The 26,149-nt window shown below is 38.2% G+C and carries 21 protein-coding genes; 12 read left to right on the top strand and 9 right to left on the bottom strand.

Going from position 1 to position 26,149, the window contains the following annotated elements; translation table 11 throughout:
- Nucleotides 1–143 precede the first annotated feature (143 nt).
- A complete protein-coding gene (locus tag ACPUEY_RS10395; RefSeq protein WP_425122027.1) occupies nucleotides 144–908 on the top strand; it encodes an alpha/beta fold hydrolase in 765 nt (254 codons plus the stop codon).
- Nucleotides 909–933: 25 nt separating this feature from the next.
- Here the strand turns inward: ACPUEY_RS10395 and ACPUEY_RS10390 are convergent, their stop codons facing one another.
- Genes ACPUEY_RS10390 through tssH form a run of 6 tightly spaced genes read right to left on the bottom strand, consistent with a single transcriptional unit; the run spans nucleotide 934 to nucleotide 8,360 of the window.
- On the bottom strand, nucleotides 934–1,899 hold the full coding sequence (locus ACPUEY_RS10390) for a M15 family metallopeptidase (RefSeq protein ID WP_425122026.1): 966 nt from the start codon (nucleotides 1,897–1,899) through the stop codon (nucleotides 934–936).
- Nucleotides 1,896–2,342 carry a hypothetical protein gene (locus tag ACPUEY_RS10385; RefSeq protein ID WP_425122025.1) on the bottom strand — a complete coding sequence of 149 codons (447 nt, stop codon included), beginning with the start codon at nucleotides 2,340–2,342 and terminating at the stop codon, nucleotides 1,896–1,898. The genes ACPUEY_RS10390 and ACPUEY_RS10385 overlap by 4 nt, the downstream gene beginning before the upstream one ends.
- 23 nt (nucleotides 2,343–2,365) lie before the next feature.
- Nucleotides 2,366–3,166 (bottom strand): DotU family type IV/VI secretion system protein, encoded by an 801-nt coding sequence (locus tag ACPUEY_RS10380; RefSeq protein ID WP_425122024.1) that lies wholly within the window; start codon nucleotides 3,164–3,166, stop codon nucleotides 2,366–2,368.
- A gap of 11 nt (nucleotides 3,167–3,177) precedes the next feature.
- Nucleotides 3,178–4,542 carry a type VI secretion system baseplate subunit TssK gene (gene tssK / locus ACPUEY_RS10375; protein WP_425122023.1) on the bottom strand — a complete coding sequence of 455 codons (1,365 nt, stop codon included), beginning with the start codon at nucleotides 4,540–4,542 and terminating at the stop codon, nucleotides 3,178–3,180.
- A 24-nt stretch (nucleotides 4,543–4,566) separates the two neighbouring features.
- Nucleotides 4,567–5,667 carry a type VI secretion system protein TssA gene (gene tssA / locus ACPUEY_RS10370; RefSeq protein ID WP_425122022.1) on the bottom strand — a complete coding sequence of 367 codons (1,101 nt, stop codon included), beginning with the start codon at nucleotides 5,665–5,667 and terminating at the stop codon, nucleotides 4,567–4,569.
- A 23-nt stretch (nucleotides 5,668–5,690) separates the two neighbouring features.
- Nucleotides 5,691–8,360, bottom strand: a complete 2,670-nt coding sequence (gene tssH / locus ACPUEY_RS10365) for a type VI secretion system ATPase TssH (protein ID WP_425122021.1) — start codon at nucleotides 8,358–8,360, stop codon at nucleotides 5,691–5,693.
- A gap of 378 nt (nucleotides 8,361–8,738) precedes the next feature.
- Between tssH and ACPUEY_RS10360 the strand changes: the two genes are divergently transcribed.
- The 10 genes from ACPUEY_RS10360 (at nucleotide 8,739) to ACPUEY_RS10315 (ending at nucleotide 21,416) form a co-directional block, all read left to right on the top strand.
- A complete protein-coding gene (locus ACPUEY_RS10360) occupies nucleotides 8,739–9,437 on the top strand; it encodes a hypothetical protein (RefSeq protein ID WP_092818122.1) in 699 nt (232 codons plus the stop codon).
- Between the two features lie 15 nt (nucleotides 9,438–9,452).
- Nucleotides 9,453–9,956, top strand: a complete 504-nt coding sequence (gene tssB / locus ACPUEY_RS10355; RefSeq protein ID WP_425122020.1) for a type VI secretion system contractile sheath small subunit — start codon at nucleotides 9,453–9,455, stop codon at nucleotides 9,954–9,956.
- On the top strand, nucleotides 9,949–11,427 hold the full coding sequence (gene tssC / locus ACPUEY_RS10350) for a type VI secretion system contractile sheath large subunit (RefSeq protein ID WP_425122019.1): 1,479 nt from the start codon (nucleotides 9,949–9,951) through the stop codon (nucleotides 11,425–11,427). Before tssB ends, tssC begins: the two co-directional genes overlap by 8 nt.
- Before the next feature lie 56 nt (nucleotides 11,428–11,483).
- A complete protein-coding gene (locus ACPUEY_RS10345) occupies nucleotides 11,484–11,987 on the top strand; it encodes an Hcp family type VI secretion system effector (RefSeq protein WP_131273722.1) in 504 nt (167 codons plus the stop codon).
- 73 nt (nucleotides 11,988–12,060) lie between these two features.
- A complete protein-coding gene (tssE, locus tag ACPUEY_RS10340) occupies nucleotides 12,061–12,537 on the top strand; it encodes a type VI secretion system baseplate subunit TssE (protein WP_261181500.1) in 477 nt (158 codons plus the stop codon).
- An 11-nt stretch (nucleotides 12,538–12,548) separates the two neighbouring features.
- A complete protein-coding gene (tssF, locus tag ACPUEY_RS10335) occupies nucleotides 12,549–14,357 on the top strand; it encodes a type VI secretion system baseplate subunit TssF (protein ID WP_425122017.1) in 1,809 nt (602 codons plus the stop codon).
- A complete protein-coding gene (gene tssG, locus ACPUEY_RS10330) occupies nucleotides 14,321–15,316 on the top strand; it encodes a type VI secretion system baseplate subunit TssG (protein WP_425122016.1) in 996 nt (331 codons plus the stop codon). Before tssF ends, tssG begins: the two co-directional genes overlap by 37 nt.
- Nucleotides 15,313–16,716: a hypothetical protein gene (locus tag ACPUEY_RS10325; protein WP_425122014.1), complete on the top strand. Its 1,404-nt coding sequence runs from the start codon at nucleotides 15,313–15,315 to the stop codon at nucleotides 16,714–16,716. Before tssG ends, ACPUEY_RS10325 begins: the two co-directional genes overlap by 4 nt.
- 57 nt (nucleotides 16,717–16,773) lie before the next feature.
- Entirely contained in the window at nucleotides 16,774–20,475 is a 3,702-nt protein-coding gene (gene tssM, locus ACPUEY_RS10320) for a type VI secretion system membrane subunit TssM (protein ID WP_425122013.1), read from the top strand.
- 179 nt (nucleotides 20,476–20,654) lie between these two features.
- Nucleotides 20,655–21,416 (top strand): OmpA family protein, encoded by a 762-nt coding sequence (locus ACPUEY_RS10315; protein ID WP_425122012.1) that lies wholly within the window; start codon nucleotides 20,655–20,657, stop codon nucleotides 21,414–21,416.
- Nucleotides 21,417–21,587: 171 nt separating this feature from the next.
- Here ACPUEY_RS10315 and ACPUEY_RS10310 read toward each other — a convergent pair whose 3' ends face one another.
- Nucleotides 21,588–23,009: an amidase gene (locus ACPUEY_RS10310; RefSeq protein ID WP_092818113.1), complete on the bottom strand. Its 1,422-nt coding sequence runs from the start codon at nucleotides 23,007–23,009 to the stop codon at nucleotides 21,588–21,590.
- Between the two features lie 131 nt (nucleotides 23,010–23,140).
- Nucleotides 23,141–24,556: a PLP-dependent aminotransferase family protein gene (locus tag ACPUEY_RS10305; protein ID WP_425122011.1), complete on the bottom strand. Its 1,416-nt coding sequence runs from the start codon at nucleotides 24,554–24,556 to the stop codon at nucleotides 23,141–23,143.
- A 217-nt stretch (nucleotides 24,557–24,773) separates the two neighbouring features.
- Here ACPUEY_RS10305 and ACPUEY_RS10300 point away from each other — a divergent pair, with 217 nt between their 5' ends.
- Entirely contained in the window at nucleotides 24,774–25,568 is a 795-nt protein-coding gene (locus ACPUEY_RS10300; protein WP_425122010.1) for a hypothetical protein, read from the top strand.
- Between the two features lie 62 nt (nucleotides 25,569–25,630).
- On the opposite strand, the gene ACPUEY_RS10295 is transcribed toward ACPUEY_RS10300, so the two are convergent.
- A complete protein-coding gene (locus ACPUEY_RS10295; protein WP_165493301.1) occupies nucleotides 25,631–25,789 on the bottom strand; it encodes a hypothetical protein in 159 nt (52 codons plus the stop codon).
- Nucleotides 25,790–26,149 lie beyond the last annotated feature (360 nt).

Genomic DNA, 26,149 nt, shown 5'->3' with positions numbered 1-26,149 from the left:
AACTGCTTATCCAAACAGAACAAATCGCTCTTTTTTTACTCACACAAATAGCCTAACCAAAAAAATATTTAAAAAATTAGCAATTGATTAAATTCCTTATTTACTCAAAAATAATTTCATTTAAAAAGTAATGAAAGACATCCATGATTTTAAATCACCAAATACATCTTAACGAAGCCGCTACAGCAAAAAATACACTGGTATTTATTCATGGTCTCTTTGGCAGTTTAAGTAATTTAGGCATGCTGGCACGGGGATATTATGACTCTCATTCAGTCATTCAAATTGATGTCCGCAATCATGGTCATTCAGCACATGCAACAGAAATGAATTATGCTGTCATGGCAGCAGATATTCTGGAAACACTAGATTCTTTAAATATTCAAAAATTTTCTGCTATTGGTCATTCCATGGGTGGAAAAATTGCCATGCAATTGGCAAGTCAGGCAGGGCAGCGATTAGAACAATTGATTGTTCTGGATATGGCACCATTTGCCTATCAAGAAAGTCATCACGAGCAAATTTTTAAAGCCTTATTTTCCGTCAAAAATGCCCAGATTGAAAGTCGACAGCAGGCGACCCAAATTATGCGTGAGTATTTACATGAAGAAATGGTGATCCAATTTCTAATGAAATCCTTCAATAAGGGACAATGGTTATTTAATGTCGATGCTTTATTCCATCATTATTCAGAAATCCTGAATTGGAAGACGATCCAGCCATGGCCCAAAGAGGCCCTGTTTATTCGCGGGGGAAAATCCGCCTATATAAGCAAGGATGAGCATTTTGCTGCAATCCAGCAGCAATTTCCCCATGCTAAAATTGCAGTGATAGAAGATGCGGGACATTGGCTGCATGCCGAAAAAACGCAACAGGTTTTGGATGAAATGAATCAATATCTAAATTAAGTTTAGATATCAAATAGATTTGCTGTTATTCAAAAGCTTCATTGATAGAATCGGCCAACAGTTGACTTTCCGCAGTTAACTGTTCAGCCATTGCAGCTGTTTTTTTAAGTCCCGGCATACGATACTCGCTATGACCATAATCTTGAATGGATGTCCAACGGCCACCCCAAGTTAAACCGACTGATTCTGCAACTGCTCCATATAACCGATAGCCTTGCATTGCCCAGGGATCACGTTCTGAAATAACCACTTTACCATTCCGTTTAAATGCAATATCGGCAGCCAGGCCAAATTGATGATAACTTTGAAAGCCTTTGGCGCGGGTAATATGACTGTTGCCAGCCAAGGCATTCTGGCGCTCTGGACTACGATAACCTTCTAATAAAACCATTTCATAGCCATAACGTTGTTGCATGATTTTAAATACCATCAATAAACGTTGTTTATAACGTGGATTCATTTTATGCCATTTACGATCGGCAGATACGAAATCGCCATGTAAATGTGAAGTCGCTAAACTTTCTATATTGGAGTTAAATGTTTTTGCCTGAACACTGAACTGACTAGCTTCAATATGACGTGCAGAAATAATGGCTTCTTCAATCAAGGATTGTTCCACTTCAGGAGGCGGTGCAAGTATTTGCCCATCGAGCAATGCATAAATTTGAGGATCAACTGACCTTAAATAATCTGTTTCAATTTTAGTGGGAGTTGCGGGACGGGTAAAAGCAAAAATCAAGATGCTGGAAAATAGTGAAAGACCCGCAACCAGTATCCACCATTGTTGTAAATGCCAATATGACTGGAGTTGTTTAGGTGCAGCTGCATCATTGAACTGCTGAGCAAATTCCCGGGCAGAATAGAATTGTTTCTTACTTTGCAGAATAAGAACGAAAAAAAAGTCTTGTGCTTTAAGGCGTAAATCAGAGGAAAATAACCAGGCCAGACTGCACGCCAATATAATAAAACCAGTAAAAATAGTAATCGTCATGGAGATACGGCGGTTTCTGCGAGTATGAAGAGTGTTTTAGCCTCAGAAATTTTTATAGCAGCTTGTGACAATTCCTCCGGTTCAAAATCTTTTGCCGGATTTTTTCTAGAGCTGACGGGTTGATTCACAAGTCTTATTTTTGCGATAGAGGTGGCGATTATACTTTTTATCGCCATTTGAGCCACACTGTTATTATGGGATGAGTATGTTTGGTCCCTATTTTTCTTATATTCTAAAACCTCTTGCCTGGACAGATCCATATTGCTAAATACAGAATGACCTTGAATTTTCTGATGATCTAAACTGTTTAAATAAATATAACCCACAGTAGCATTTAAAATATCGCCAGAACAAAATCCTGAACGTCTAGAGGGAACGGCTAAACGATGTGGCTCTTTTGCAGGCTGAAATATTCTTAAAAATTTTGGTGTTAGGGCGGACATGTTCAAATTTTCTTTTTTAAATTTTAGGGTAAATGAATGGTGATATAGGCTTGCTCGGCGGGCTGACTGATAATGTTCTGATAAATAGATAATGATTTATGATTTTGATTTAAAAGCATAAAATTCAAGCATGCAAATGATATTAAAGTAAAAAATGCCAAAAAGATTAAAATCCAGAAAAAAGGTAATTCTCGATGAATGACATGCCTAATTTGGTCAGGCAAAGCAGAAAAGGGCGAAAAAGCTGTTTTTTTGCCTTTTAAGAAATCAATTTCATCGCCAACCCGAGCCACCAGGTGATTCAAACTTTGTAGGGATTCAATTCGAAATTTGCCATGAAAGCCAAGTAGCATGCAGTAATGAAAGACTTCTAGGGCTGCGAGACGTTCTTTACCCAGACTACGTAGTGATTCCAGAATTTCAAAAAAACGATAGCCAGCAAGTTGTGAGCCAAAAAGGCTTAACTGTAAAGGGCTGACCATCCAGTAGTTCTGTAAATCAAAAAATTGTACATCTTGTTGAGTTACAATGGTTTCATCGAGCAATGCGCAATAAGCATATTTTGCATCATGAATATCCGCTGCTGAAAAGTGCTGTTTTCGCGCCTGATTCTCAAAATGATTTAACAGGGTTAAAATTTTCTCCCGAAACTCATCTGGATTGACTGGAATATATTGATTCTTCAATAGAAAAATCACATAGAAACCCTCATGTAATAAATCAACAAGATTTGTTGTACTTGTGACTTGAGATGGAGTTGTCGTTGAGTCTAATCTCCAACCCGTTTGATCATTCTCAAATAGTGAAGGCACTTGATTATTCATATACGGATTCCTTAGCTATTCATCACTGCAATGACATCAATCGAAATATCCTGAAAGCCGGCTGGGATATAAATACACATGGATTCAGCATCCAACATGCGTTGATATAATTCATTGTTGGGCTCAACTTCAAAATAGCTGACACCAGAACGTACTGGAATTGCAGTGGGAACCTGCATGAGATGGTGCAATGGAATGACGGGAAGGGCCGCAACAACACGCTGCTCGACATCCACGGAATTACCTACTTTAAAACGAAGTGGTACCAACTGAACCAGCTCATGGCTTTGCATCAGGCCACTCGAAACGGCAATATACAGTCGCGTGTCACGCGTAATTTTGTCGGATTCCAGACTTCCAATCCAATAGGAGGGACGTGCCTCTTTTAAGGCAATGCTGATATAGCGATTTGAAATAATGGTATCGAGTAAATCGCGCAGAATGGCATCGAGCTGTGAAAAGCTTTCCTGTAAATGATGATGTTTATAATGAGGTAACTGATCCACTGCATAGGCTGTAGAAAAGGTCAGCAGTGATCCGGTTAAACGCAGTAATTCAAAAAACAATCGTTCAGGATGAATATGTGGATATTGTAAAAGATGATTCAGGGAGGCATGTGCGGTGTTTAAGGCATTCACTAGCCAGAAAGAAACAATATCACCGGAACGGAACTCTATGAGTTTTTGCTCATTTTCACGATTGTTGCTTTGAATGGCCTTAATTTTCGCTTTAATGATATTCAGGCTACGTTTTAAACCTGACATCAGGCTGGCAGATGCCTCAATATGCAAGATCGGTGGAATAAACTTGCAATCAAATTCAAAATTTCCAGAACTTTGACGTTTAACTTTTGCTACTGCTAAATACAGAAATCCATCTAGGTCATGATTGGGTTCAATGCCAGATTCAAGTAATTTAAATTCTGCACGGCGTCTTAATAAAGTAATATCTGCGGCTGTAGCATCGGTAAATAAATCATGTGTTTCACTGAAGTGTGAGTGATAACGGCTAGGCTGGCTACTTTCCTCAAAAGCGACATTACGTTTATTGGGTTGAATCATCGGCAAGGCCAAATAGACTGTCATTTCTCCCCGTAAATTTAAATCATCCAGTTGAATGGGCTCTGGTAATAAGTCACGTGCCGGCGCCTGGTAAATTTCGCCATCTTGCCAAAGCATATCCACTTTTTCTAAAGCCAGAACATGAGTACTTAATTGCACCTCATCAAATTGAATAGATTGAATGCCATAAGCAAAAGGAATGGTAGAGCGGATGGTGTGATTCAAGCGCTGTTCATGATAGGCATCTTGTAATTGAAAATGTTGTGGACGTAAAAATAAGCCTTCGCCCCAAAGAATTTTTTCTGCTTTAAACATTAAATTTACCCATTATTATTCGTGTTATGAGGATTGTTTTTGTACACCCAAAAGTTCATGTACTGTTTCTAAAGGATTGTCGTTTTTAATCACCTGACTCAGCCATTCATGTAAAGGCATCTGGTTCCATTTAATCGTTTTTTGTAGCAGATAGCTGACTGGACTATGTGGTTCATTCATCTGGAAATAATCGGCAATATCTTGTAAAAGCCGCATGGCTTGTTCACGATTTGCTAAATGACTCTGCGCGTGTGGCTGAAATTTTTGTGCACTGGTTATGGCTATTGTGGGATCAATTGCTGTGTGTAAGGTTTTAGGTGAAGCGATCATGCCAGTTATAGAAGTTGATGGACCCGTCATGAGTACTGAACCCAAAGCATCTGTTTTGTAAACCTTTTTCAGGCTGCCATGAATAGATTCTAGTTGAGCGTCAATAGCTGCAAAACTTGGAGCATCCAAACCCATTAAGCTATCTAACACTTCCTTTAAAATATTCCACTGATTCAAAATTTCTAAAAAAGCCTGATAATTTTGATATTGCAAAGATTTTGGTGTGCTTAATAATGCCTGTTCCAATTGCTCCAGTGTGGCAGCAGGATCAACATCGCTGTTTTCTTCGCTATGCATACGTTGTAAATTCTGTTGATGTAATAAACCCTCATAGTCAATTAAAGAATAAAAAGGTGAAATATTTATCAGGGGTATATTCTTAATCAACTTGGGCAGTTGATTAATCAGTCCTTGCAACAGGCCCAGACGTTGATCTAAATCATCCTCTTCAATTTTCGGGTATAAAAATAACCAGAAATTGCTTAAGCTACGTTGGGTTAATTCTAAACCTTTGGCTACTCCGTCAAACCCGTACAGATGGGACCAGGCTTCAACGAGCCAGGTATATAACCGAATATCTTTCGTTTTTTCCGTCAGTAGTTCAGTGGATTTTTCATTTACAAAACTCCAATCGGCTAGTTTCGGTTCTGCAATCCAATCACCTTGTTCTAAAAGTAAATCATCCTGAGTTCGTGCTTTTTTAATGGCATGAAACTCATTGGAAAAAGAACAATCCATCCCGCATGGGACGGCTTCTGAAATTGCTCTTAATAATTTTTCTAGTTCTAAACTCATGTTTTGCCTTCTGGTTTTTTTAATTATGCTTCATTAAAACGGAGCTTTTTATTACGTTTTTTTACGGCTTTGATTACCGGATCGATTTGATAAGATATGTCATCCTCTTGAACATCTATCAAGATGTGTCGTGGTATTTTTTGTTCCGCCAAACCGAGCAAAATTTGTGTGGCCAAAGCTGGCAATATTGATGAATTGAGGATGTTATCCACATTACGTGCACCACTATCAACTTCGGTACAACGGCTGAGCAATAGTTCAATCAAGCCTTCACTATAGCTAACTGTAGTGGTGTATTGTTGTTCTAGACGTGCAGTAATTTTGTCCAATTTATGTCTGATGATGCGTAGCAGTAATTCATCGTGCAGAGGTAAGTACGGCACAATACGCATACGACCTAAAAATGCTGGTTTAAACTGTTGATATAAACTTGGCTTTAAGTGTTCTGTTAATTGTTCTGCTGTGGGCCAGGTCTCCACTGTAGAGTTTAAGCAGGCTTGCATAATGACATTGGAGCCGACATTGGACGTCAACAGGATCGTGGTATTTTTAAAATCAATTAAACGACCTTCGCCATCTTCAAGCATGCCTTTATCAAAGACCTGATAAAACAATTCCTGGACATCGCCATGTGCCTTTTCAATCTCATCGAGCAAGACCACACTATAAGGATTTCGTCGTACTGCTTCAGTTAGAATCCCGCCTTGACCATATCCCACATAGCCGGGAGGAGCACCTTTCAATGCAGAAACCGTATGAGCTTCCTGGTATTCAGACATGTTAATAGTAATTAGATGAGATTCTCCACCATATAATTCATTAGCAAGTGCCAAAGCTGTTTCTGTTTTACCGACACCGCTTGGACCGACCATTAAAAATACGCCCTGAGGTTTATTCGGATCTCCCAGTTTTGCTTTAGAGGTTTTGATCCCCTGAACCAGCTGGTTTAAGGCATCCTCCTGACCCATAACTCTCAAAGAAAGCTTATCTTTTAAAGTCAAAATTTGCTTAATTTCATCATTGGCCATTTTTCCTACAGGAATTCCGGTCCAGTCAGAAATAATTTCATGAATCATCTGCGCATTTACCCGTTCAAAAACAAGCGGAGTTGTGCCTTGAAGCTGAGCCAGTGCTTCACGATATTGAGCAATATCTGTATGTGACTGACTTGTAACATTTTGTTGTTCTCGTTCTTTAATCCTGTTTACCAGTTGCAGTTCATTTTGCCACTGGGCTTGCGTATCACTGATTTTCCCGGCTAATTCAGAAATTTCTGCTTTTAACTGCAAGATTCGCTCATGATGAATAGGCATATTTTGCTGTTCTTTTTCCAAGATATCCTGTTCCAGATTCAGGTTATGCCATTGTGCCTGTAACTGATCTAACTTAACAGGCTGGGCATTTTGAGTTAAAGCCACTCGGGCAGCTGCCGTATCCAGCACACTGATGGCTTTATCTGGAAGTTGACGCCCACTGATATATCGATGAGAACTATGTACTGCTGTGACAATGGCTTCATCATCAATTTGTACATTAAAATGTTGGGTCATTACAGGAATCATGGCGCGAAGCATATCAATTGCCACTGCCTCTGTGGGTTCTTCCACCTTAACCACCTGAAAGCGACGGCTCAGGGCCGCATCTTTTTCGAAAAACTGTTTATATTCAGTCCAAGTTGTAGCTGCAATGGTACGTAATTCACCACGTGCAAGCGCTGGTTTAAGTAGATTCGCTGCATCGTTTTGTCCAGCCTGACCACCTGCACCAATTAAGCTATGTGCTTCATCAATAAATAAAATAATGGGGTGACTAGAATTTTGAACTTCCTGAATGACCTGTTTCAGTCGGTTTTCAAATTCACCTTTGACACTGGCACCTGCCTGTAAAAGCCCCATATCCAGCATATGTAAATGAACATTTTTTAAAGCATCTGGAACCTGATCATTGGCAATTTTAACTGCCAAACCTTCTACTACAGCAGTTTTACCGACCCCGGGATCACCCGTTAGAATGGGATTGTTTTGACGACGGCGCATTAAAATATCCAGCATTAAGCGAATTTCAAACTCACGGCCAATCACTGGATCAATTGCACCTTTTTTTGCCTTTTCAGTTAAATCAATGGTGTACTGATCTAAAGCTGGTGTTTTGAGTCTCTGTTCAGATAGCTGTACAGTTTTTATGGTATCTGGGGAAGAAGCGGAATTTTGTTCCCATACTTGTTCAATACTCTGTGTACATACTTCTAAAAATGTATGTTTCATCTGATTTATTGGAAAAAATTCAAATAAGCAGGAAGCACGGACAGCGATTTGATAAAGATCGGAAGCAGTTAATAATGCTACAAGGAGGTGACCCGTTCGAATCTGGGGCTTTTGTGCTGCCGACGCTAATAACCAGGCCTGTTCCAATAAACGCACAATTGATTTTGCGAAAATAGGAGTACGTGTATTACCTTTAGGTAATTGTGTAATACTTTTCTTTAAATCATTTATTAGTTCATGGCGCGATATTTTGTAGTTTTCCAATAACAGCTGAATATCATGCGTTGCGTGATTGTGTAGAATTTCTAAAAATATGTGTTCAATTTCAATTTCATAATTTTGTTGAGCTATGCAGCTATTGGCTGATTTTTCCAGGGCTATACGGGCACAAGAAGATAACTTTGTAATCAAAATTTTTAAATTATTCATATCAAACTCAACATCTATAAAAGAACTTCAGTTTTTATTTTTACTTATCTACTGAAATTTCCTGTTTTTTATATTTTGTATTTTTATTTTTTAAAAACAATGGTTTGTTATTGTTTTATATAAAAGCAATGAGCACATCATACACATATTTTTTATAAAATTAAAAAAATATATGCTGTTTTTTGTATTTTTTACATTAAATAACAATAAAAAGTATTGTTTTATATTTAATCACTGTTGACTTTTGATGGTTGTTTTTTGTTAAATCTGCGCATGGATAAAAAGTCAAAATAATGAATTAAAAATTTTAAAATCATTTAATTTACTTAAACATATACTAATAATTACATTTATAACTAGAACAATTAGAGGCATCTTTTGAATAAATATAAGTTTTTTGTACCTTTGCTGGTCATGCTATCGGTCAGTCCATTCACTTTCGCGAGCGAAAAAATTCTTGAACTCAAAAAATCCTGCATTCAGGATTATCCTGTGGTTCGTGACGAAACCGATCCAGACTTACTCAATATTTATCGTCAACTATGCGATAGAAAAAGTAAGAAAAATATGCAATTAAAAAATGAATTATCAATTCAGGCTGCCCAAAGATTTCAAGCCATGGGTAAAAATCTGAAAGCTTTGCAATGGGTCGAGGAGTTGCGTCAACAAAATTTTCAGCGTAGAGAGTTGACTGATGTTGCTTTTCTGGCCGGGGTAGGGATTGCCGAAAGTAATTTACAGTATATGCGTAATCATGAAATGCGTTATCTGAATGCGGAAAGTACGTATCCTGCAGCAAAAAAATTGTCTGATCATATTCAGATCGCATTACCTGAACCTGATACATCCAATTCTAAAGCTGTCACTGTCAACACGATCAGGTTAAAACAACGGATGAAACGTAATGGTTTATCGAATCGTACCGCTGGAAAAACCAGCTCGTTAAGCCGTCACGTCAATTTGCAGAGCAGAGTAACAAAAACATCTGCACGAAATACAACCGCCACCACAAAACTTCAAAGTAACAACTCCATAACTTTGGGTTCAAGCCCATTTGCTTCATTTAATAAGAACTAAAATAGGATAGTCTTCATGGCTAAACGTGAAAGTGTACAAAAGAAATTACAACGTATTCGTCCGCCACGTGTACAACTGACTTATGATGTTGAGGTTGGCGATGGAAAAGAAATCAAAGAGTTGCCTTTTGTGATTGGGGTATTAGGTGACTTTTCAGCTGCCTCCGAATTAGAAAAGAGCAAGTTAAAAGATAAAAAATTTATCAATGTGGATTTGGACAACATTGATGAGGTGATGCAATCGCTGGCACCTCGTGCGGCTTTTCAGGTTGAGAATACCTTGACCGAAGAAGGTGGACACATGTCCGTAGATTTAACCTTTAATTCAATGCAAGATTTTCGTCCAGAAAATATCGTACAACAAGTCGATCCCTTACGGAAATTGGTTGAAGCACGAGAGCGTTTAACCGATTTGCGTAACAAGATTTCAAATAATGAACGTCTTGAAGATTTGCTGGAAGAAATTTTAAAAAATACAGACCAGGTTCGGAAGTTAAGCATGGAGGCAGAACATGAATAATTTACATGCTGCTGCCATCTCTACAGATGTGAAAGAATTTACCTTACTGGATTCAATTGTTGAGCAAAGCCGTATAGCCCGTAATGATGAAGAACATGAACACGCAAAAAGCCTGATTGGTGAATTGGCCAAAGAAGTCATGACTGGAACCATAACCGTTTCCGAAAATATGACCTTGTCAATCGATAAGCGAATTGCAGAAATTGATGCCTTAATTTCAAAACAGTTAAGCAAAGTTATTCATCATGAGCAATTTCAAAAAATTGAATCCACCTGGCGTGGCTTGTACTATTTCTGCCAGGAAACACCATCTCATTCTTTAATTAAAATTCGAATGCTCAATACCAGTAAAAAAGAACTGGTTAAAGATTTTCAAGGTTCAACAGATTTTGATCAAAGCACTTTATTTAAAAAAATATACGAGGAAGAATATGGCTCCTTTGGTGGTGCACCTTATGCCACATTAGTCGGTGACTTTGAATTCGACCGTACGCCAACGGATATGTATTTATTGGAACAGATTTCCCATGTTGCTGCAGCGGCACATGCACCTTTTATTTCTGCAACCAGCTCTAGCATGCTGGGGCTAGAGTCTTTTACCGATATTGATCGTCCACGTGATGTTTCTAAAATTTTTGAAACTGCTGAATATGTGCAGTGGCGTTCATTCCGCGAAAGCGATGATGCGCGTTATGTTGCATTGACTATGCCGCGTGTATTAGGACGTCTGCCATATCATCCCAAAGATGGAACGGTTACTGAAGGTTTTAACTTTATAGAAGAAGTGACTGGTCAGAATCATGCTGAATATTTATGGATGAACTCAGCTTATGCATTTGCGACGCGTTTAACCAATGCTTTTGATATGTATGGCTGGTGTGCTGCCATTCGTGGCGTGGAAGGAGGAGGCCTGGTTGAAGGTTTGCCAGTGCATACGTTCAAGACCAATGATGGAGAAGTGGTATTCAAATGTCCCACTGAGATTGCCATTACTGACCGTCGTGAAAAAGAACTCAGTGATTTAGGATTTATCCCTTTAGTGCACTGCAAAAATACCGATTATGCCGTTTTCTTTGGTGCACAATCGACTCAAAAACCGAAAAAATATGACAGCGATAGTGCAAATGCCAATTCTGCGTTATCGAGTCAGATTCAATACATTATGGCTGTTTCACGCATTGCGCATTATTTAAAAGCCATGATGCGCGACAAAGTGGGGAGCTTTGCCTCTGCCGGCAATGTGGAAGCATTTTTAAATGAATGGCTGTCGCAATATGTTTTGTTAGATGATGGTGCCTCGCAAGAGGCGAAAGCACAGTATCCGCTTCGCGAAGCTTCGGTAAAAGTTGTAGAGAACCCAGCTCAACCTGGGCACTACAAATCTGTGGTTTTTTTACGGCCACATTTTCAGTTGGATGAGTTGTCGGTTTCTTTGAGACTTGTTACTGAGTTACCTCAGTCCTCTAATTAATTTAATTAGAGCGCAATTTTATAATAATTTAAAAATAAAACAGGAAAATTAAAAAAATGAAAGATATATACGTCCAATTTCGTGGCAAATATAAAGTTGATGGTGAATCTCGCGACTCCGAACACAAAGACTGGCTAGAAGTAAATTCTTGGGCACACAATATCCGTCAACCTAAATCAGCGACATCTTCAAGTGTAGGTGGCCATACTGCCGAACGTGTCGAACATTCAGATATGCTGTTTGTAAAGGATTTAGATGCAACCAGTCCAAAACTTTGGGAAGCATGTTCAGCTGGATATACCTTTGACGAAGTTCAAATCGATTTTTACCGTGCCAATGGTGACAAGCGGATTAAATATCTTCAAATCAAGTTAAAGCATGTGCTTGTTTCAAGCGTTACCCCAAACGTCAATGAAGAAGGGGTTCCGACCGAATCTTTTGGTTTGAAATATGCTGCAGTAGAGTGGACTTATAATCAGCAGGATATTAACGGTACACAAAAAGGTGCGGTAACAAAGAAATGGTCACTTTCCAATAATACAGCTTCTTACGCTGCATAGTGTACTGACCCAAATAGTGGCCAACTGCCGTTGGTCGCTATGAATAATTTTTTTCATCATTAAATAATAAAAAATGAACTTAGACCAATTATATCCTTACGGTTTTAAAACCACTTTATTTGAGCGGCTATTAGCGGATTCTGAACAGAATGAGCGTGGAATTTCACTTCAAAAATTACGAGAATCTGTAGCCTCGGATCTGGAGGATTTATTAAATAGCCGCATGTCGCTACTGGATGGAGTCATTGATGATTTTCCTTTAGTAAAACAGTCTGTTATGCAATTTGGGATTATTGACTTTGTGGGGTTGTCAACGGCCAATCCCACAGATCGGGACAAAATTTGTCAATCTATTCAACAATCGATTATTGCCCATGAACCCCGACTTAAGCAAATTAAGGTCACCATGCTAAGCGATGGTCATAACATGGGAGCATTATCTTTAAGTGTTCAAGCTTATTTAAACATACAGCCTTTATTTGAGCCGGTCATTCTGGACGTTTTATTGAAACCAACAACGCAACACTATGTTATTTCTGCAAGATCTTAAGTGGGTTCGCTGTGATTGAAGAACTGTTACCGTATTATGAAAAGCAATTACAAGAATTTGGGCAACAATCGCGTGAATTTGCACAGAAATATCCGAAAATTGCTCAACGTCTATCGCTTAATCAAGAACAAATTGACGATCCGCATATTGAACGCCTGATTCAGGCTTTTTCACTCGTCGCTGCGCGTATTGATAAAAAACTGGCAGACAGTTATGAGGTCTTTACCCGTTCATTATTCCAGGTCATGTTTCCTCAGTATCTCAAGCCGTTTCCTGCATGTTCAGTCGTCAGTTTCGAAGATTTAAATAAAATAAAAAAGCTGACAGAAGTACATGAAATTCCTAAAGCGACTTCGCTAAAGTCACGCAGTTTTAAAGGCGTACAGTGTGAATTTAGCACGACTCAGCCTGTACGATTATTACCCATAGCTTTAAAGAGCCTAAATTTTAAAACCCATCCTCGTGCACACATGCATTTAAATCAGAATGCGACGCTTAGTTTAGGCTTTGAAATTTATCAACGAAGCCAAAAGCTGTTAATCAATGAAAATTTACCGATTTACCTGGATGCGATTGCAAATTTCCCTTTGCAGGTTTTGGACAATATATTTCATGCCAGTACAGGATTTTCATTAAACACGGGAAATCGTATGATTGAAATTGTTAATCCATTTACAGTCATGGGCTTTGCTGAATCTGAAAGTCTATTACCGATTGATCAACATACTCATCATGCTTACCGTTTACTGCTGGAATACTTTTGTTTTCCTGAAAAATTTAATTATCTCAATCTTAATTTAAATTTCTTAAAACATTTAATAGGTGAAGATGCAGAATTTGAAATATTGATTCACTTAAAGATCAATTTAAATGATCAGGCCTGTATCCGTAACTATACTGAGTTGAATGTTGCAAACTTTAAACTGTTTTCAACGCCTGTGGTGAACCTATTTTATAAGCAGGCTGAACCGCAGAAAATAAATCATAAACAATTAGAATATCCATTGCTCACCGATAGCCATCATCCTGAATTTTATCAGCTCTATTCAATAATCGAGATGAATATGATTCGGGAAAAAAGTAATCAGGACCAGACTACAGTTCCTATTCTGCCATTTTTTGCCATGAGCCATTATCATCAGCATAATGAACAATATTTTTATAGCTTGAATTCTACACAATTGCAGAATAATCTGGTTGAAACCCGTTATTCCATTGTTTCCAAAAATTTATCACCTCATAGCACCAAGTCTGATTTTATCAGTGCACAACTGCTCTGTTGTAATGGGGATTTACCCCATGAAGTTTTAAGTCAGGCCAATAACGTTCTGCATTTGAATGATAACCACCTTGCACGGCGTGCGCTCATGTTAAAGCGACCGTTCAAGCCATATTACTTTGCGCAAAATAAAAATGAGCAATGGCGCATTATCTCTCATTTATCCTTAAATACCTTGTCCCTGATGAAAGGGGATGCCCTCAGCCATATTAAAGAGCTTTTAGTGCTTTATAACTTGCCTAAATTGAAAGAAAACCAGCTTGTTATTGAAGCCATTAAAAGGATTGATTTTTCTTTGACACAAAAAATGGTGGAAGCGCATCCTTATCCCTTATTTGTCCGTGGAATTAAAGTGAATTTAGCTATAGATTCACAAATTTTCAAAGGTCATAGCCTGTATATTTTTAGCCAAATTTTAAGTCATATTTTTAATTTAAAAGTTCAAATGAATAGTTATGTTGATCTTGTGGTCAGTGATTCAAATACTCAACAGGAGTTATACCAATGCGTACAGAACGTTGGTGGCAAGAAACTTCTGTAATGGAAGATCTCTTTACCACCCCTACAGCTTATGAGTTTATCCAGGCGATACGTTTGTTACGCCATATGCTACATTCATCCATCACCCAATACTGGGCGAATGATTTTAAATTCCAGAGTTCTGTAAATCTTAATTTTCCAGTAACCGAAATAGAATCCTTAACTTTTGAAAACAGCTACATACATATTACTAATCTTATGGTTGGGATCACCGGTATACAAGGTGCTTTGCCCTATAGCTATACCCATAAAATTAAGCAAAGCTGTCGTCAGCAAAGACAAGAAACTCTAAGTTTTCTAAGCTTATTTAATCACAAGCTGACCGCACAATATGTTGATGCAAGTTTGAACTATCATTTACCCATACGGTATGAAATTGAAAAGGAAAATGATTATCTGGATATCCTGCATGCTTTAAATGGTTATGTCAGAACACAACAGAATCAGACTGAATTAGATGATTATTTTGCTGAATTTTCAGGTTTAATGCAGGGACAAAATAATACCGCATACGCTTTAAAAACCATGCTTAACTGTATTTTCAAAACTGAATTTACAATAAAACAGTGGGTAGAAGAAAAATTCAAATTGCAAGAGGCACAACGAACAACTTTAGGAAGTTTAAATGCCAGTTTACTTGGAAGAGATACCTTTTGTGGGGAAAATATTCGGCAACTGGGCGGAAAAATAGAAATTCAGATTGGTCCATTATCTAGAAGGGATTATCTCAGCTTTTTACCCAAGCAAAAAATGAGTGAGAAGTTAAAGAAAATACTTTCAACTTGGTGTAGTCCCACAATAATGGTAGATGTACGCTTAATATTAAAAAAAGAAAATATACAGGTGCTTTGCCTGGATTCAAAATCAGAACATGGCTTGGCCCAAGGGGCTTTTTTAATGGCTAGACATACAGAAAATCATGCAGAGACCTGTTATAGCTTATTGGGAGTCATGCAATGAATAAGCTGATACTGAGGATTTTCAGCAGTATGTTTCTACTGTTAGGTATAGTCATTATTTATTATTGGCGTGATATTCAATATGATCCTTCGAGCCTAGATTTAGTTTCATATTTTTTTATTTTACCCATTCTTTTATCTTTAATAATACTTGCGCCATATTTTATTTATCAGGCTTATCGGGCCTATATACGGCGTAAAAAACAGCAAAATCAGGCATTATTGGAACAGCAATTAAATAAAGCACAGACAAGTCACGAATCAAAATTTAAACAGATTCAATGGTTCAATTTGAATGTTTTTTCATCCTCCGTGTGCCATGCATGGGGAGAAAATACATCAATAATTGATGGGTTAAAAAAATTTAAATCGCCGGAATTAGATCCTAACTTGGAAAACAGTTATGGCTTAGCTATTTTATCCTACAGGATTCAAACGCTTGATCATATGTTAGTGTTTGGGCCAGAAGATAATGATCAGCATAAAAAAGATAAAGCAGGTCGCTTAGCACGTATAAAGGCTTTAATTCAACAACAATTAGAACAACAGACTGAAATCTTAATGCAAGTGGCTGAGCATTTAAAGCGGTCTGCATTATTTTATGATAGAAAACTGGCCTACCAATACCGAATACATCCTGCCTGGAGTAATACGGATGCTCCAGACACTAATGATAAAGACATCTCAATTGAACAGGTGCCACGTCTAAATCGACTTAATGTTCATATTTTATTATCGAACAATGTGTTACATGTTTGGGATGAATATTCAAGCCGGGAAACATTGCTGAATTTTATGCAATCGTTGGGAATAATTTCGCAGCAAGTCCATCTACAACATCATTATATTGCCCAGCAAAGTGCTTATGATGACTGGCTTAAATTATTGCATCAAATATCGAAACAAACTGAGGAATTTTCATTCATCATTAATGTAGATTCTGAAATTGACCAGACATTTCTAGATGAAAAAATGTGGCTGATGGATGATTATTTGCCAGCAGAATTTGCATCCAGTTGGTGTGTGGCGGCTGAAGATGTGAAGATCAATGATATAGATGCAATCAAGCAGCTTAAAGTTGCAAGCAACGTAGACAATTTATTGACTTGCCTCAATCAGGTGATGCCTGAGCATATAGATCAGCCCCCCCAGGAACGGCCTTTTGTACTGGTTTTAGATGAGGCCACGGATATCAAAAGCATTAAAAAAAATAATCAGACATTTTTACCCGCTTTAATTGAACCTCACCATTGTATCTATACAAAACCAATTTTGGGCCATACACAACAACTCGCAAAAATTTTTGGTTTTATGTTGGGTATGCATCTGCCAGAGGAGTTGACCAGCATGATATACAGTGCTGACCAAGCTTTAACCCATGCTTTTTTTAAACCCATGTAGCATTAAATTAATTCCAAAAACAAAACATTTAAATATAAATAGAATAATGAGAATCACATGTTTTACACTGTTTTAACTTATGTCTGGCAATATGTAACCCATCCCAAAGCCATTATTACACTCTCTGTTTTAGTGCTACTGGTTTCTTCTTATTCGGCTATTCCGCGAAATATTTTTTGGACCTTAGTTGCAGCTTATGTTTTTACAATCATCGGCTATGGCATCTATAGATGGGTTCAAAAAAATCGTCCTGCTCAACAGGGCACAGTGCTTGCAGAAGCAATTGAGCATGATAGAAATGCAGAATATGGCAAACCAAAAGAAACGCAAGAATTACAGCTCATCAGCCTGCAAATGAAAAAATCGATCCAACTGATTCGCAAATCAAAGTTGGGGAACAAAAAAGGCAACACGGCATTATATGAATTACCCTGGTATATGCTGATTGGGAATCCTGCCGCAGGTAAAAGTTCAGCTATTTATCATTCGGGGCTAAAATTTCCCTTTGAAAATTCCCATCAAAAAAGTATTTCTTCTGGCCTCAGCGGGACAAAAAACTGTGACTGGTTTTTCTCTACGGAAGGGGTATTGCTGGATACTGCCGGACGTTATTCAGTTTATGCTGAAGATCATCCTGAATGGTTGGGATTTTTGAATCTATTAAAGAAAAGCCGTACTCAAGCACCTGTGAATGGTTTAATTGTGATGGCCAGTATTACAGAACTGGCGAGCCAAAGTCCTGAACAATCTATAAAATTGGCTAAGAATTTAAGAACACGTATTCAAGACATTACTGAACGTTTAGAGATATTTGCACCCGTATATGTGGTGTTTTCCAAAATGGACTTGATTGCAGGCTTTACCGATTTTTTTGAATGTTATGATGTCGATGAATTGGATCAGGTATGGGGCGCGACCTTAAAATACGAACAAGATTCTGTGCAGGATGTAATGGCACTTTTTGAACAGCATTATGCTGTTTTATATGAAGGTTTAAAAGGATTAAGTAACACGCATCTCAGCCGACGCCATAGCCAGAATATTTCACCCAGTGTGATGACATTTCCCTTAGAATTTAAAAACTTAAAACCAGTGCTGAAAACTTTTATAGCGGCCTTGTTTGAAGACAATCCCTACCAGTTTAAACCCGTATTTCGTGGCTTCTATTTTACCAGTGCCTTACAACAGGGAATCACTGAAAGCCCAATGACCGAACAGATGGTGCAGGATTTTCATTTATCAGCAAGCTTAAAGAGTGAAAATACTGTGCCGGGTCATTCAGTTTCACAGAACCGTGGGTACTTTCTGAAAGCTCTGTTTTCGGATGTGATTTTAAAGGACCAGCATCTGGTTAAACAGCATATTAATCCTAAACGCAAGAAACAACGTCATGTTGCCTTTATGGCTGCCTTGCTGGGAATCTCCATAATATTGAGCTTGTGGATTTGGTCATATCGCAATAATCAACAGCTGATTGCCGATGTTCAGGCCGATTTAGACAAGGTGGTTCATTTGCAAAAGCAATCCGGCCAACAGCTCTCTACACAACTGGATGCGTTGCTCATTTTGCAGGAGCGTATGCAGCAGCTTGATCAATTTGAACAAAATCAGCCTATACGGTTTGGCTTTGGTCTGTATCAGGGTGATACATTGCGAGAAAAATTACAAAGCGAATATTTGGCGGGAATTAGACAGCTGCTTTTGCAGCCAACCCAGCAGAATATTGCGCAGTATTTACAACGTATAAAAACGAATGAAGCCACTTTAAAAGCCAAACATGTCAATGTGGCAATAAATCAGGGAGTTAAAAATCATCAATATTTGGAACCCTCTGAAACCAATCCTCAGGATGCTTACAATGCTTTAAAGGCGTACTTGATGCTGAGTAATCCTCAATATATGGATTCAAGCCATTTAGGCGATCAGTTGACCCGTTTCTGGCGTCCTTGGCTGGATACAAACCGGGGGCAAATGCCACGGGGTGAAATAATCCAGAAAGCCGAGCAGATATTATCCTATAGCCTTGCACTGGCAAACGATCAAAAATTTCCCATACTTGAAGCTGACCCTTTGCTGGTGGATCAGACCCGTCAGATCTTGTTGGCTGTTATTCGGGGGATGCCTGCAAGGGATCGTGTGTATAATGAAATCAAAATGCGTGCTGCAGTGCGTTATCCTGCTGTAACGATAAAACAGCTCGTTGGGGAAAATAATCAAAATACCGTGCTGGGAAGTTATGCCTTACCTGGCATGTTTACATATAAAGCTTGGAACGAATATGTAGAAAAAGCCATTGATGATGCGGCAAACCGCCCAACCGATAGCAAAGACTGGGTATTAAATATCACCCAATCGGATGATCTGACGTTGAGTGGCAGTTCAGACCAGATTCGTAAGCAATTAACGGCATTATATAAACAGCAATATATCACTGAATGGCACAAATTTTTAAATGGCATTTACTATGCAAAAGCCAACGATTTCAACCGGCAAGCAAAAAATATTGAAATCTTGGGCGAACCAGAAAATTCACCCATTCGAGCCATTATCCAGCAGGTGGCTCAAGAAACCAGCTGGGATAATTCAGTCATTCAGGCTGAACTGGCTACAACCAAAACGGGCTTCATGGCGTGGTTTAAAACTAGAGTTTTAAACCGAAATGAATCTAGAGTTGTACAACAGACATCGAATCAGGCACAGGGCACCATTTCAAAAGAATTCCAGATGTTCTACCAATTGGTGCGTAAACGTGATGATCAACAAAATCAATCTTTATTAGATGAATACATGCAATCATTGGCCCGGGTGAGGAGCAAGTTCAATGATTTGAAAAGTGCAGGGGAAATTGGTCCTGCAGCAATCATTCTAGTCAGGCAAACGATTAATGATCAGAACTCTGTGTTTAATCATAGCCAAAAAATGATTGATGAAAAAATGACGGTTGGCCTGAATGAGCGGGATCAACAAGTTTTGCAGAAATTATTGATGAGTCCATTAACCCAATCCTTTGAAGGTTTATTGATTCCCGCACAACATGAAATAAATAAATTATGGATGATACAGGCCAATCAACCATTTATGGCTAACTTAAGCCAAAAATATCCATTCACTGCTTCTGCGACCTTGCAAGCAACCCGTCAGGAAATCAGTCAAATTTTGGGTGAAAATGGCAGTATTGCACGGTTTGTCAAAGACAATCTCGATCCACTGGTCATTCGTCGAGGTTATCTATTAACGTCTAAAACCTGGAAAGATTTGGGAATTAACCTGAATCCACAATTTGTGATGAATTTCCAAAGTTATGTTGCCCCTAATAATGGCATGGCCACAGGCGAGTTGAACCAAACCACAGGAACAGCCGCAGTCAATCCATCAAATTTCCAGTTTTATCCTTTAGAGAATCCACAACTGCTTTCTTATACCATTGATATTGATGGCCAAAGAATGGTTTATGAAAATGGCGTTCAACAATGGGTGAATTTTGTCTGGCCAAATCAGGGAGCTATGCCTGGTGCACGTATTACAGCAGTAGATTTGCAAGGACAAATGCATACCATTTTTGATGAACCAGGAGAATATGGCATTAACCGCCTCATTGATCATGCACAGCGTACCCAACGGGGAAATTATTTTGAAATGATCTGGAAAGACCAGCAAAACTCTGGTTTAGCTGTGAAAGTAAGTTTCCGATTGATTAGTGGCAATTCAGGCCATATTGGTTCGAGTCGCGGGTACGCCGGCATGCAACTGGTGAATTAGGTCGTAAATGATAAATCGGTTCGTGTTGTTTCGGCACAGACAGCTCCTGTACCTGTAACCGTGGTTAAAACAAATACAACGAATAGTGCTGGAGCTATACCATAATGAATAAAAAGCAGCTTAGCACCACCCAAGACATGAAAATGTTTAGAAAAACCTTTATTAATGAATATAATATTATGAAAAAACAATGCATTAAAAATATTTTTCAGAGCGCTTTTTTAATTTTGAATTTATCTATAGTGACTTATGCAGCACCGGTTGTCATTGAAGGTGCGGTCCCCAATCAAGCCAGTAAACAAGAAATTTTAAATAAAATGTATCTCACGTATGGTCAGGAAAATATCATTGACAGAATTCAAGTCCGTGCTGTAACAGCTCCGAATGGCTGGAGTAATGCGATCAGTCATGTCATTACCGAGGATTTAAAAAAAGTCAAACAGGGTAAACTGAAGGTACGTGGTACGCAGATGGATTTATCCGGCAAACTCAATAATGCAAACACCATTCAGCCAATGACTGTAAAACTTCAAAGCCTGGTATCTGATCCTTATCGCTTGAATGCACAGTTATCCGTAAACCAAGCTGAGCAGCAAATGATTGATGCTGCATTAAAGCACCGCATTATTGAATTTGAATCTGGAAGTGCCACCTTAACTGCATCCGGTCAACAGATTTTAGATGAAATGGCAATAGCATTGAATAAAGTCGGTGGCAAGAAAGTGAAGGTGATTGGTCACACGGATAGCTCTGGTGATGCAGATAAAAACCTGACTTTGAGCCAACAGCGTGCAGCAGCAGTTAAAAACTATTTAATTGGGAAAAATATTGCAGCTGAAAATTTAACCGCAGAAGGTTTTGGTTCAAACCAACCTGTTGCTGACAATATCACTGCTGAGGGACGTCGGAAAAACCGTCGTATTGAGTTTGAGGTTCAATAGATGTCTTCCATAAGTTTTTTATTTCTCCCTGAGCCTGGTTTTAAGCAGTGTTTTAAAATCAAGCGCAAGAGAAAAATAAAGAGGGGGCAATAATGATGAAAGACCTTAAATCATTGCATTTAATAGGATGTGCAATAAGGAAGCTGCTCATTTCCTTATTTGTTTTTATGATCAAGCATCCTGAATTCTACGCCAGGGTTTTGCCTGTTCAATTTCATAGGCCAATTCAATTAACGTTTTTTCATCCCCAATATTGGCAGAAAGTTGCATGCTAATTGGCAGACCATCCACTTGCGTTTGTCCCATCGGAATCGACATGCCAGGAGCACCCACCACATTCTGAATAGGAGTAAAAGTAACGTAATTTTGAATCCGGTCAAATAATTGGTCAAAGGGAAGCCGAGGCGATAGATAACCAATTTGTGGCGTTGTATGGGCTAATACGGGTGAAAGGAGCACGTCATACTGGTTAAAAATGTCTTGATACTGTTGCTGCATTCTTTTTAAACGGTATAAAAATAATGGCGTTTTGTAAAAATTCTTCTTATAGAGTCCGGCAAGTCCCACGGTTAAGTTATCCAGCTGCTTGGCATTAAATCCGGCACCAAAAGCCTTTTTTCCAAAAGTTTGCAGCATGAAGGACAAAAAGCCCCAATATTCACTAAAATCGTCAACAAAGCTAATGGAGATAGGCAACTGGAATTCTTCAACATGATGTCCCAAATCTGAAAGTAACTTTGCAGTCTGGTTGAGGGTGAATGAAGTTTCCTGATCAATTTGACCGGTGATGGATTGGGTAACCAGGCCAATACGTAGACGGCGCTGGTTAGGGTGTTCAATTAAACCGATTTTAGGCAGTTTTTTATTATGGAATCTTTGTTCCATACCTGCATAAAAATAAGCTGTATCCCGGACACTACGGGTAACCACACCTTCACTGATAATATTAATCGGCAAAGAACGTGCGGCATCACTGTCAAAGGTACGACCGCGACTCGGTTTAAGACCAATCAGACCACAACAGGCAGCAGGGATACGAATTGAACCGCCACCGTCATTCGCATGGGCAATGGGTACGACACCTGAGGCAACCATGGCAGCCGAACCACCCGAAGATGCACCGCAAGAATAGTCAGTATGCCATGGATTGAAAGTCGCACTGCCATCCTGAAACTCGGTGGTGGCATTTAAACCAAATTCTGGCAGGGTCGTTTTGCCTAAAACCACAAAGCCCTGATCTAAAAATTGTTGACTGATCTTGGGATTAATTAATACGGTTTTACCATTTACAGCTTTAGAGCCATGATTGGTTGTCAAGCCCTGATAATCGGTATTGTCTTTAAAAAAGAAGGGAACACCGGCAAAAATTCCCGTTTGCTTGAAATGTGGCTTTGCTAAAGCACGCTCAAAACATTCAAGCTGAATTGCATTGAGATGCGGATTGACACGTTGTGCACGTGCAATAGCCGCTGCGGTGACTTCTTGTACGGAAGCCTGTTTGTTGCGAATCAATTGTGCGATACCGACGGCATCTAGATCTGACATGACATCATTATCAAATGCATGAATACGTTTAGAATTTTGCGATTCCATTTCGTGATAATCCTGTATTTCCCTATATTTTTTGTTTTTCATTTTGTCTTAATAACGATCAGCATAACAAAACCATGCCGATCAAAATCATTTTACAACATAGTCATGACAATACCCGCTGTCAATTTAAACTATTCATCTCTTATAAATTTTTGCAGCGTAACAATAACCTGATCAAGTGAATGCTGAACTGAGTCTGACCATTCAAATGAACAGTTTATTCTTAAATAATGCTGTTTTTGTGCGGTAATATTAAAAAGTTGTCCGGGTGCAATGCCGATTTGCTGCTGGATCAGGCTTTCATAAATAGGCATGCTATCTATATTTTTAGGCAGTTTTAGCCATAAAAAATAGCCGCTTGGGTGATATTCGACTTTACACTCAGGGGGTAAGTTTAACTCTAAATATCTATAAAATAATAATTTATTATGCTGTAAATTTTTTCGTAAATTGCGCAGATGTTTTTCATAATGAAAGTTGGACAAAAATTTCACTAATGCGGTTTGTAGTAAAGAGTTGACCGAGATCGTGCTCATTAATTGCAGGTGCTGAATATGCTGTGAGTATTTTCCGGCATGCACCCAACCCACCCGAAACGTCGCACCCAGGGTTTTCGAAAAAGAAGAGCAGTGTAGAACTAAATTATTCTGATCATAATAGGTCATGGGCAAAGGCTTTTTATGCCCAAAATACATTTCCTCATATACATCATCTTCAATCATATGAACTTGATATTGATGCAATAATTTTGAAATTTGAAACTTTATATCCTCTGAAACGGTAAAACCTACCGGATTATGGCTATTCAACATGAACCAGCAGAGTTTCACCGGATAGGTTTTTAAGATATGTTCAAAAGCGTCCAGATCAAATCCATGTTTGGGATGTTCAGGAATAGTCACCACTTTCAGGCCTAAGCGTTCGGCTGCTTGCCAGGCGCCATAAAAAATATTTTGCTGCAGGATTATATAGTCACCCGGTTTCGCAATCGCCTGTAAAGCCAAATTCAGCGCATCCATAGCACCCGATGTAATGACAATGTCATCAGGATCAGTGGGTATACCTTGCATGCAATAGCGTTGCGCAATCAGTTTGCGTAAGGCAAGATTTCCCGGTGGCAAGTTATCAATGGCATCATAACTTTTTTTATTACGCGCAATTTGTCCCATAATCTGGGTCAGTTTTTTGGAGTAGACCAAATCACTGGAGGGAAATGCTGAACCAAAAGGAACGATGTGTTCGCCTTGAATGGATTTCAGATATTTAAAAATTAATGAATTGATTTCAATATTGGAATTGAGAGAAACAATTAAAGGTGCATTGTAGTCATGCTCGGCATATGTATTTGCAATGTAGTAGCCAGATTTTTCTTTCGCATAAATCAAGCCTCTAGATTCAAGCTCTTGATAAGCATTCATCACGGTTATCAGGCTAAAACCGGAAAGCTGTACTTGTTCACGTAAAGAAGGAAGTTTTTCATGGGCTTTCAGTGTGCCACTTTCTATCAATTGTCTTAATTGATGAGCAAGCTGTTCTGACTTATACATATTGAAAGATGACTGATGAAAAGTGACTGTATATAAATATAGCGATATTTAATTAATATTAAAGTATTTTTATAACAGATTTTTTTGAAAATACTGATCTGTTATAAATTTTATGATTAATGCTGTATCTATGAAGTTTAAAAAAATTTGCGATACTGGCGAACACTTCATGCAAACGTGTGATGAAGGTGCGTAAAAGGTTGAAATGGAGTAACAAATGTTTGAAATATCGCAACTTAATTTGATCAATCAGTTGCTGGCAGGATACGAAATTTCTTCGCAGGTTAAAAGCTTACTCAAGCAAAAATATGTAAATGTTGAAGCCACATTAGTAAGAGCAAAAAAACTCAGGGAGATAGAGAAAGCAGGGCAGATCGTGATTCTGCAAGACCCTCTTACAGAGCAGGTTGAAGATTTAGCCTATTTATTCTCACCCTTTATATTAGCGAATCTGAACCAGAAAGTGATTTATCACACAGTTAAAAATAAACAAAGTTTGAGCATTTTGTCGCGTTATTATCAGGCGAACCATAACAACCTTAGCTTTAACTTTGATGAATTACTGGACAGCCTGGGACTGTCTTTACAATTAAATGATGAAGAAATGACACCAGAAAATTCATTTTATCTAAATTTAATCAATAGTTTATGCAATTCAAAAGTATCGAGAATAATCTGTATTACGCGTTTAAATGTTAATCTGGAACTGATTGACTTCATTGCTCATTTTTTACATGTACAAATACAGGTCATTGCACTGGAACACCAATCTGAATACTTAGATATAAATAAAATCAATATGTTACAACTATTATTTAAGAATAAAAATGATGAATATATCCAGCTTTGTACAAAGTTTTCAAAAATTAATGCCAAGTTGCTGAAAATATTAAATTTATATAGCTTTGACCAAGCGCAATTGCTGATAGATGATATGTTTTATTCAGAACATATTTTTGAAAAGCTTTCTGTTTATGGTGAATATATGCAAACTAAAATTCAATATCATTGAACTAAAAAGCAGCATGTTTTCATTAAATATGCTGCTTGATCATAGATTTATTGATATAGAAATTAGGGAAGGTATGAGTTATCTGCGCCAACCACAAATGCCACACCAATACAGAACAATAAAGCGTAAATTCCAAACCAAATAATGGCTCGCTTGAAAGCCTTATCTGAAATTTCACTGTCAGCGTATTTTTGCTGCTTTTTTGGCTCTTGATTGTTCATCAGACTGTCTCAATTTGTCTATCTGTTAGATTGATTATTGACGATGTAATAGAACATCTATAGATACAAAAAAGTGAAATATTTATATAACAGTTATAGTTGTTCATTTGCAGCTATGGATTGGCGAAGTGTAATGTAGAACGTAGAGCTATAAAAGAATAAAACTTTCTGAGTATGGTATAGCTGTAGCGTATTCATTCAATAAATAAGTTGTAGTCAGGAATACTGGGGATGTTCCGAAGATATTTATGTTATTCACCAATTAAAATGTCTATGTAATAAACCATTTAAAATGTCCAGTTTTTAACTGCAAGAGTCAAGAACAGGATTTAAATTCCTTTGTTCAATGATGGCTTTCTG

The sequence above is a fragment of the Acinetobacter sp. G11 genome, assembly GCF_049808495.1.
Lineage (GTDB): Bacteria > Pseudomonadota > Gammaproteobacteria > Pseudomonadales > Moraxellaceae > Acinetobacter > Acinetobacter kookii.
The sequence above is the reverse complement of the archived record's forward strand: the minus strand, read 5'-3'. Positions and strand labels throughout refer to the sequence as shown.

Bases quoted from the DNA above. Each gene is read 5' to 3' on its own strand.
- ACPUEY_RS10395 (WP_425122027.1), top strand. From the start codon at position 144: ATGATTTTAAATCACCAAATACATCTTAACGAAGCCGCTACAGCAAAA.
- ACPUEY_RS10390 (WP_425122026.1), bottom strand. From the start codon at position 1,899: ATGACGATTACTATTTTTACTGGTTTTATTATATTGGCGTGCAGTCTG.
- ACPUEY_RS10385 (WP_425122025.1), bottom strand. From the start codon at position 2,342: ATGTCCGCCCTAACACCAAAATTTTTAAGAATATTTCAGCCTGCAAAA.
- ACPUEY_RS10380 (WP_425122024.1), bottom strand. From the start codon at position 3,166: ATGAATAATCAAGTGCCTTCACTATTTGAGAATGATCAAACGGGTTGG.
- tssK (WP_425122023.1), bottom strand. From the start codon at position 4,542: ATGTTTAAAGCAGAAAAAATTCTTTGGGGCGAAGGCTTATTTTTACGT.
- tssA (WP_425122022.1), bottom strand. From the start codon at position 5,667: ATGAGTTTAGAACTAGAAAAATTATTAAGAGCAATTTCAGAAGCCGTC.
- tssH (WP_425122021.1), bottom strand. From the start codon at position 8,360: ATGAATAATTTAAAAATTTTGATTACAAAGTTATCTTCTTGTGCCCGT.
- tssB (WP_425122020.1), top strand. From the start codon at position 9,453: ATGGCTAAACGTGAAAGTGTACAAAAGAAATTACAACGTATTCGTCCG.
- tssC (WP_425122019.1), top strand. From the start codon at position 9,949: ATGAATAATTTACATGCTGCTGCCATCTCTACAGATGTGAAAGAATTT.
- ACPUEY_RS10345 (WP_131273722.1), top strand. From the start codon at position 11,484: ATGAAAGATATATACGTCCAATTTCGTGGCAAATATAAAGTTGATGGT.
- tssE (WP_261181500.1), top strand. From the start codon at position 12,061: ATGAACTTAGACCAATTATATCCTTACGGTTTTAAAACCACTTTATTT.
- tssG (WP_425122016.1), top strand. From the start codon at position 14,321: ATGCGTACAGAACGTTGGTGGCAAGAAACTTCTGTAATGGAAGATCTC.
- ACPUEY_RS10325 (WP_425122014.1), top strand. From the start codon at position 15,313: ATGAATAAGCTGATACTGAGGATTTTCAGCAGTATGTTTCTACTGTTA.
- tssM (WP_425122013.1), top strand. From the start codon at position 16,774: ATGTTTTACACTGTTTTAACTTATGTCTGGCAATATGTAACCCATCCC.
- ACPUEY_RS10315 (WP_425122012.1), top strand. From the start codon at position 20,655: ATGAAAAAACAATGCATTAAAAATATTTTTCAGAGCGCTTTTTTAATT.
- ACPUEY_RS10310 (WP_092818113.1), bottom strand. From the start codon at position 23,009: ATGGAATCGCAAAATTCTAAACGTATTCATGCATTTGATAATGATGTC.
- ACPUEY_RS10305 (WP_425122011.1), bottom strand. From the start codon at position 24,556: ATGTATAAGTCAGAACAGCTTGCTCATCAATTAAGACAATTGATAGAA.
- ACPUEY_RS10300 (WP_425122010.1), top strand. From the start codon at position 24,774: ATGTTTGAAATATCGCAACTTAATTTGATCAATCAGTTGCTGGCAGGA.
- ACPUEY_RS10295 (WP_165493301.1), bottom strand. From the start codon at position 25,789: ATGAACAATCAAGAGCCAAAAAAGCAGCAAAAATACGCTGACAGTGAA.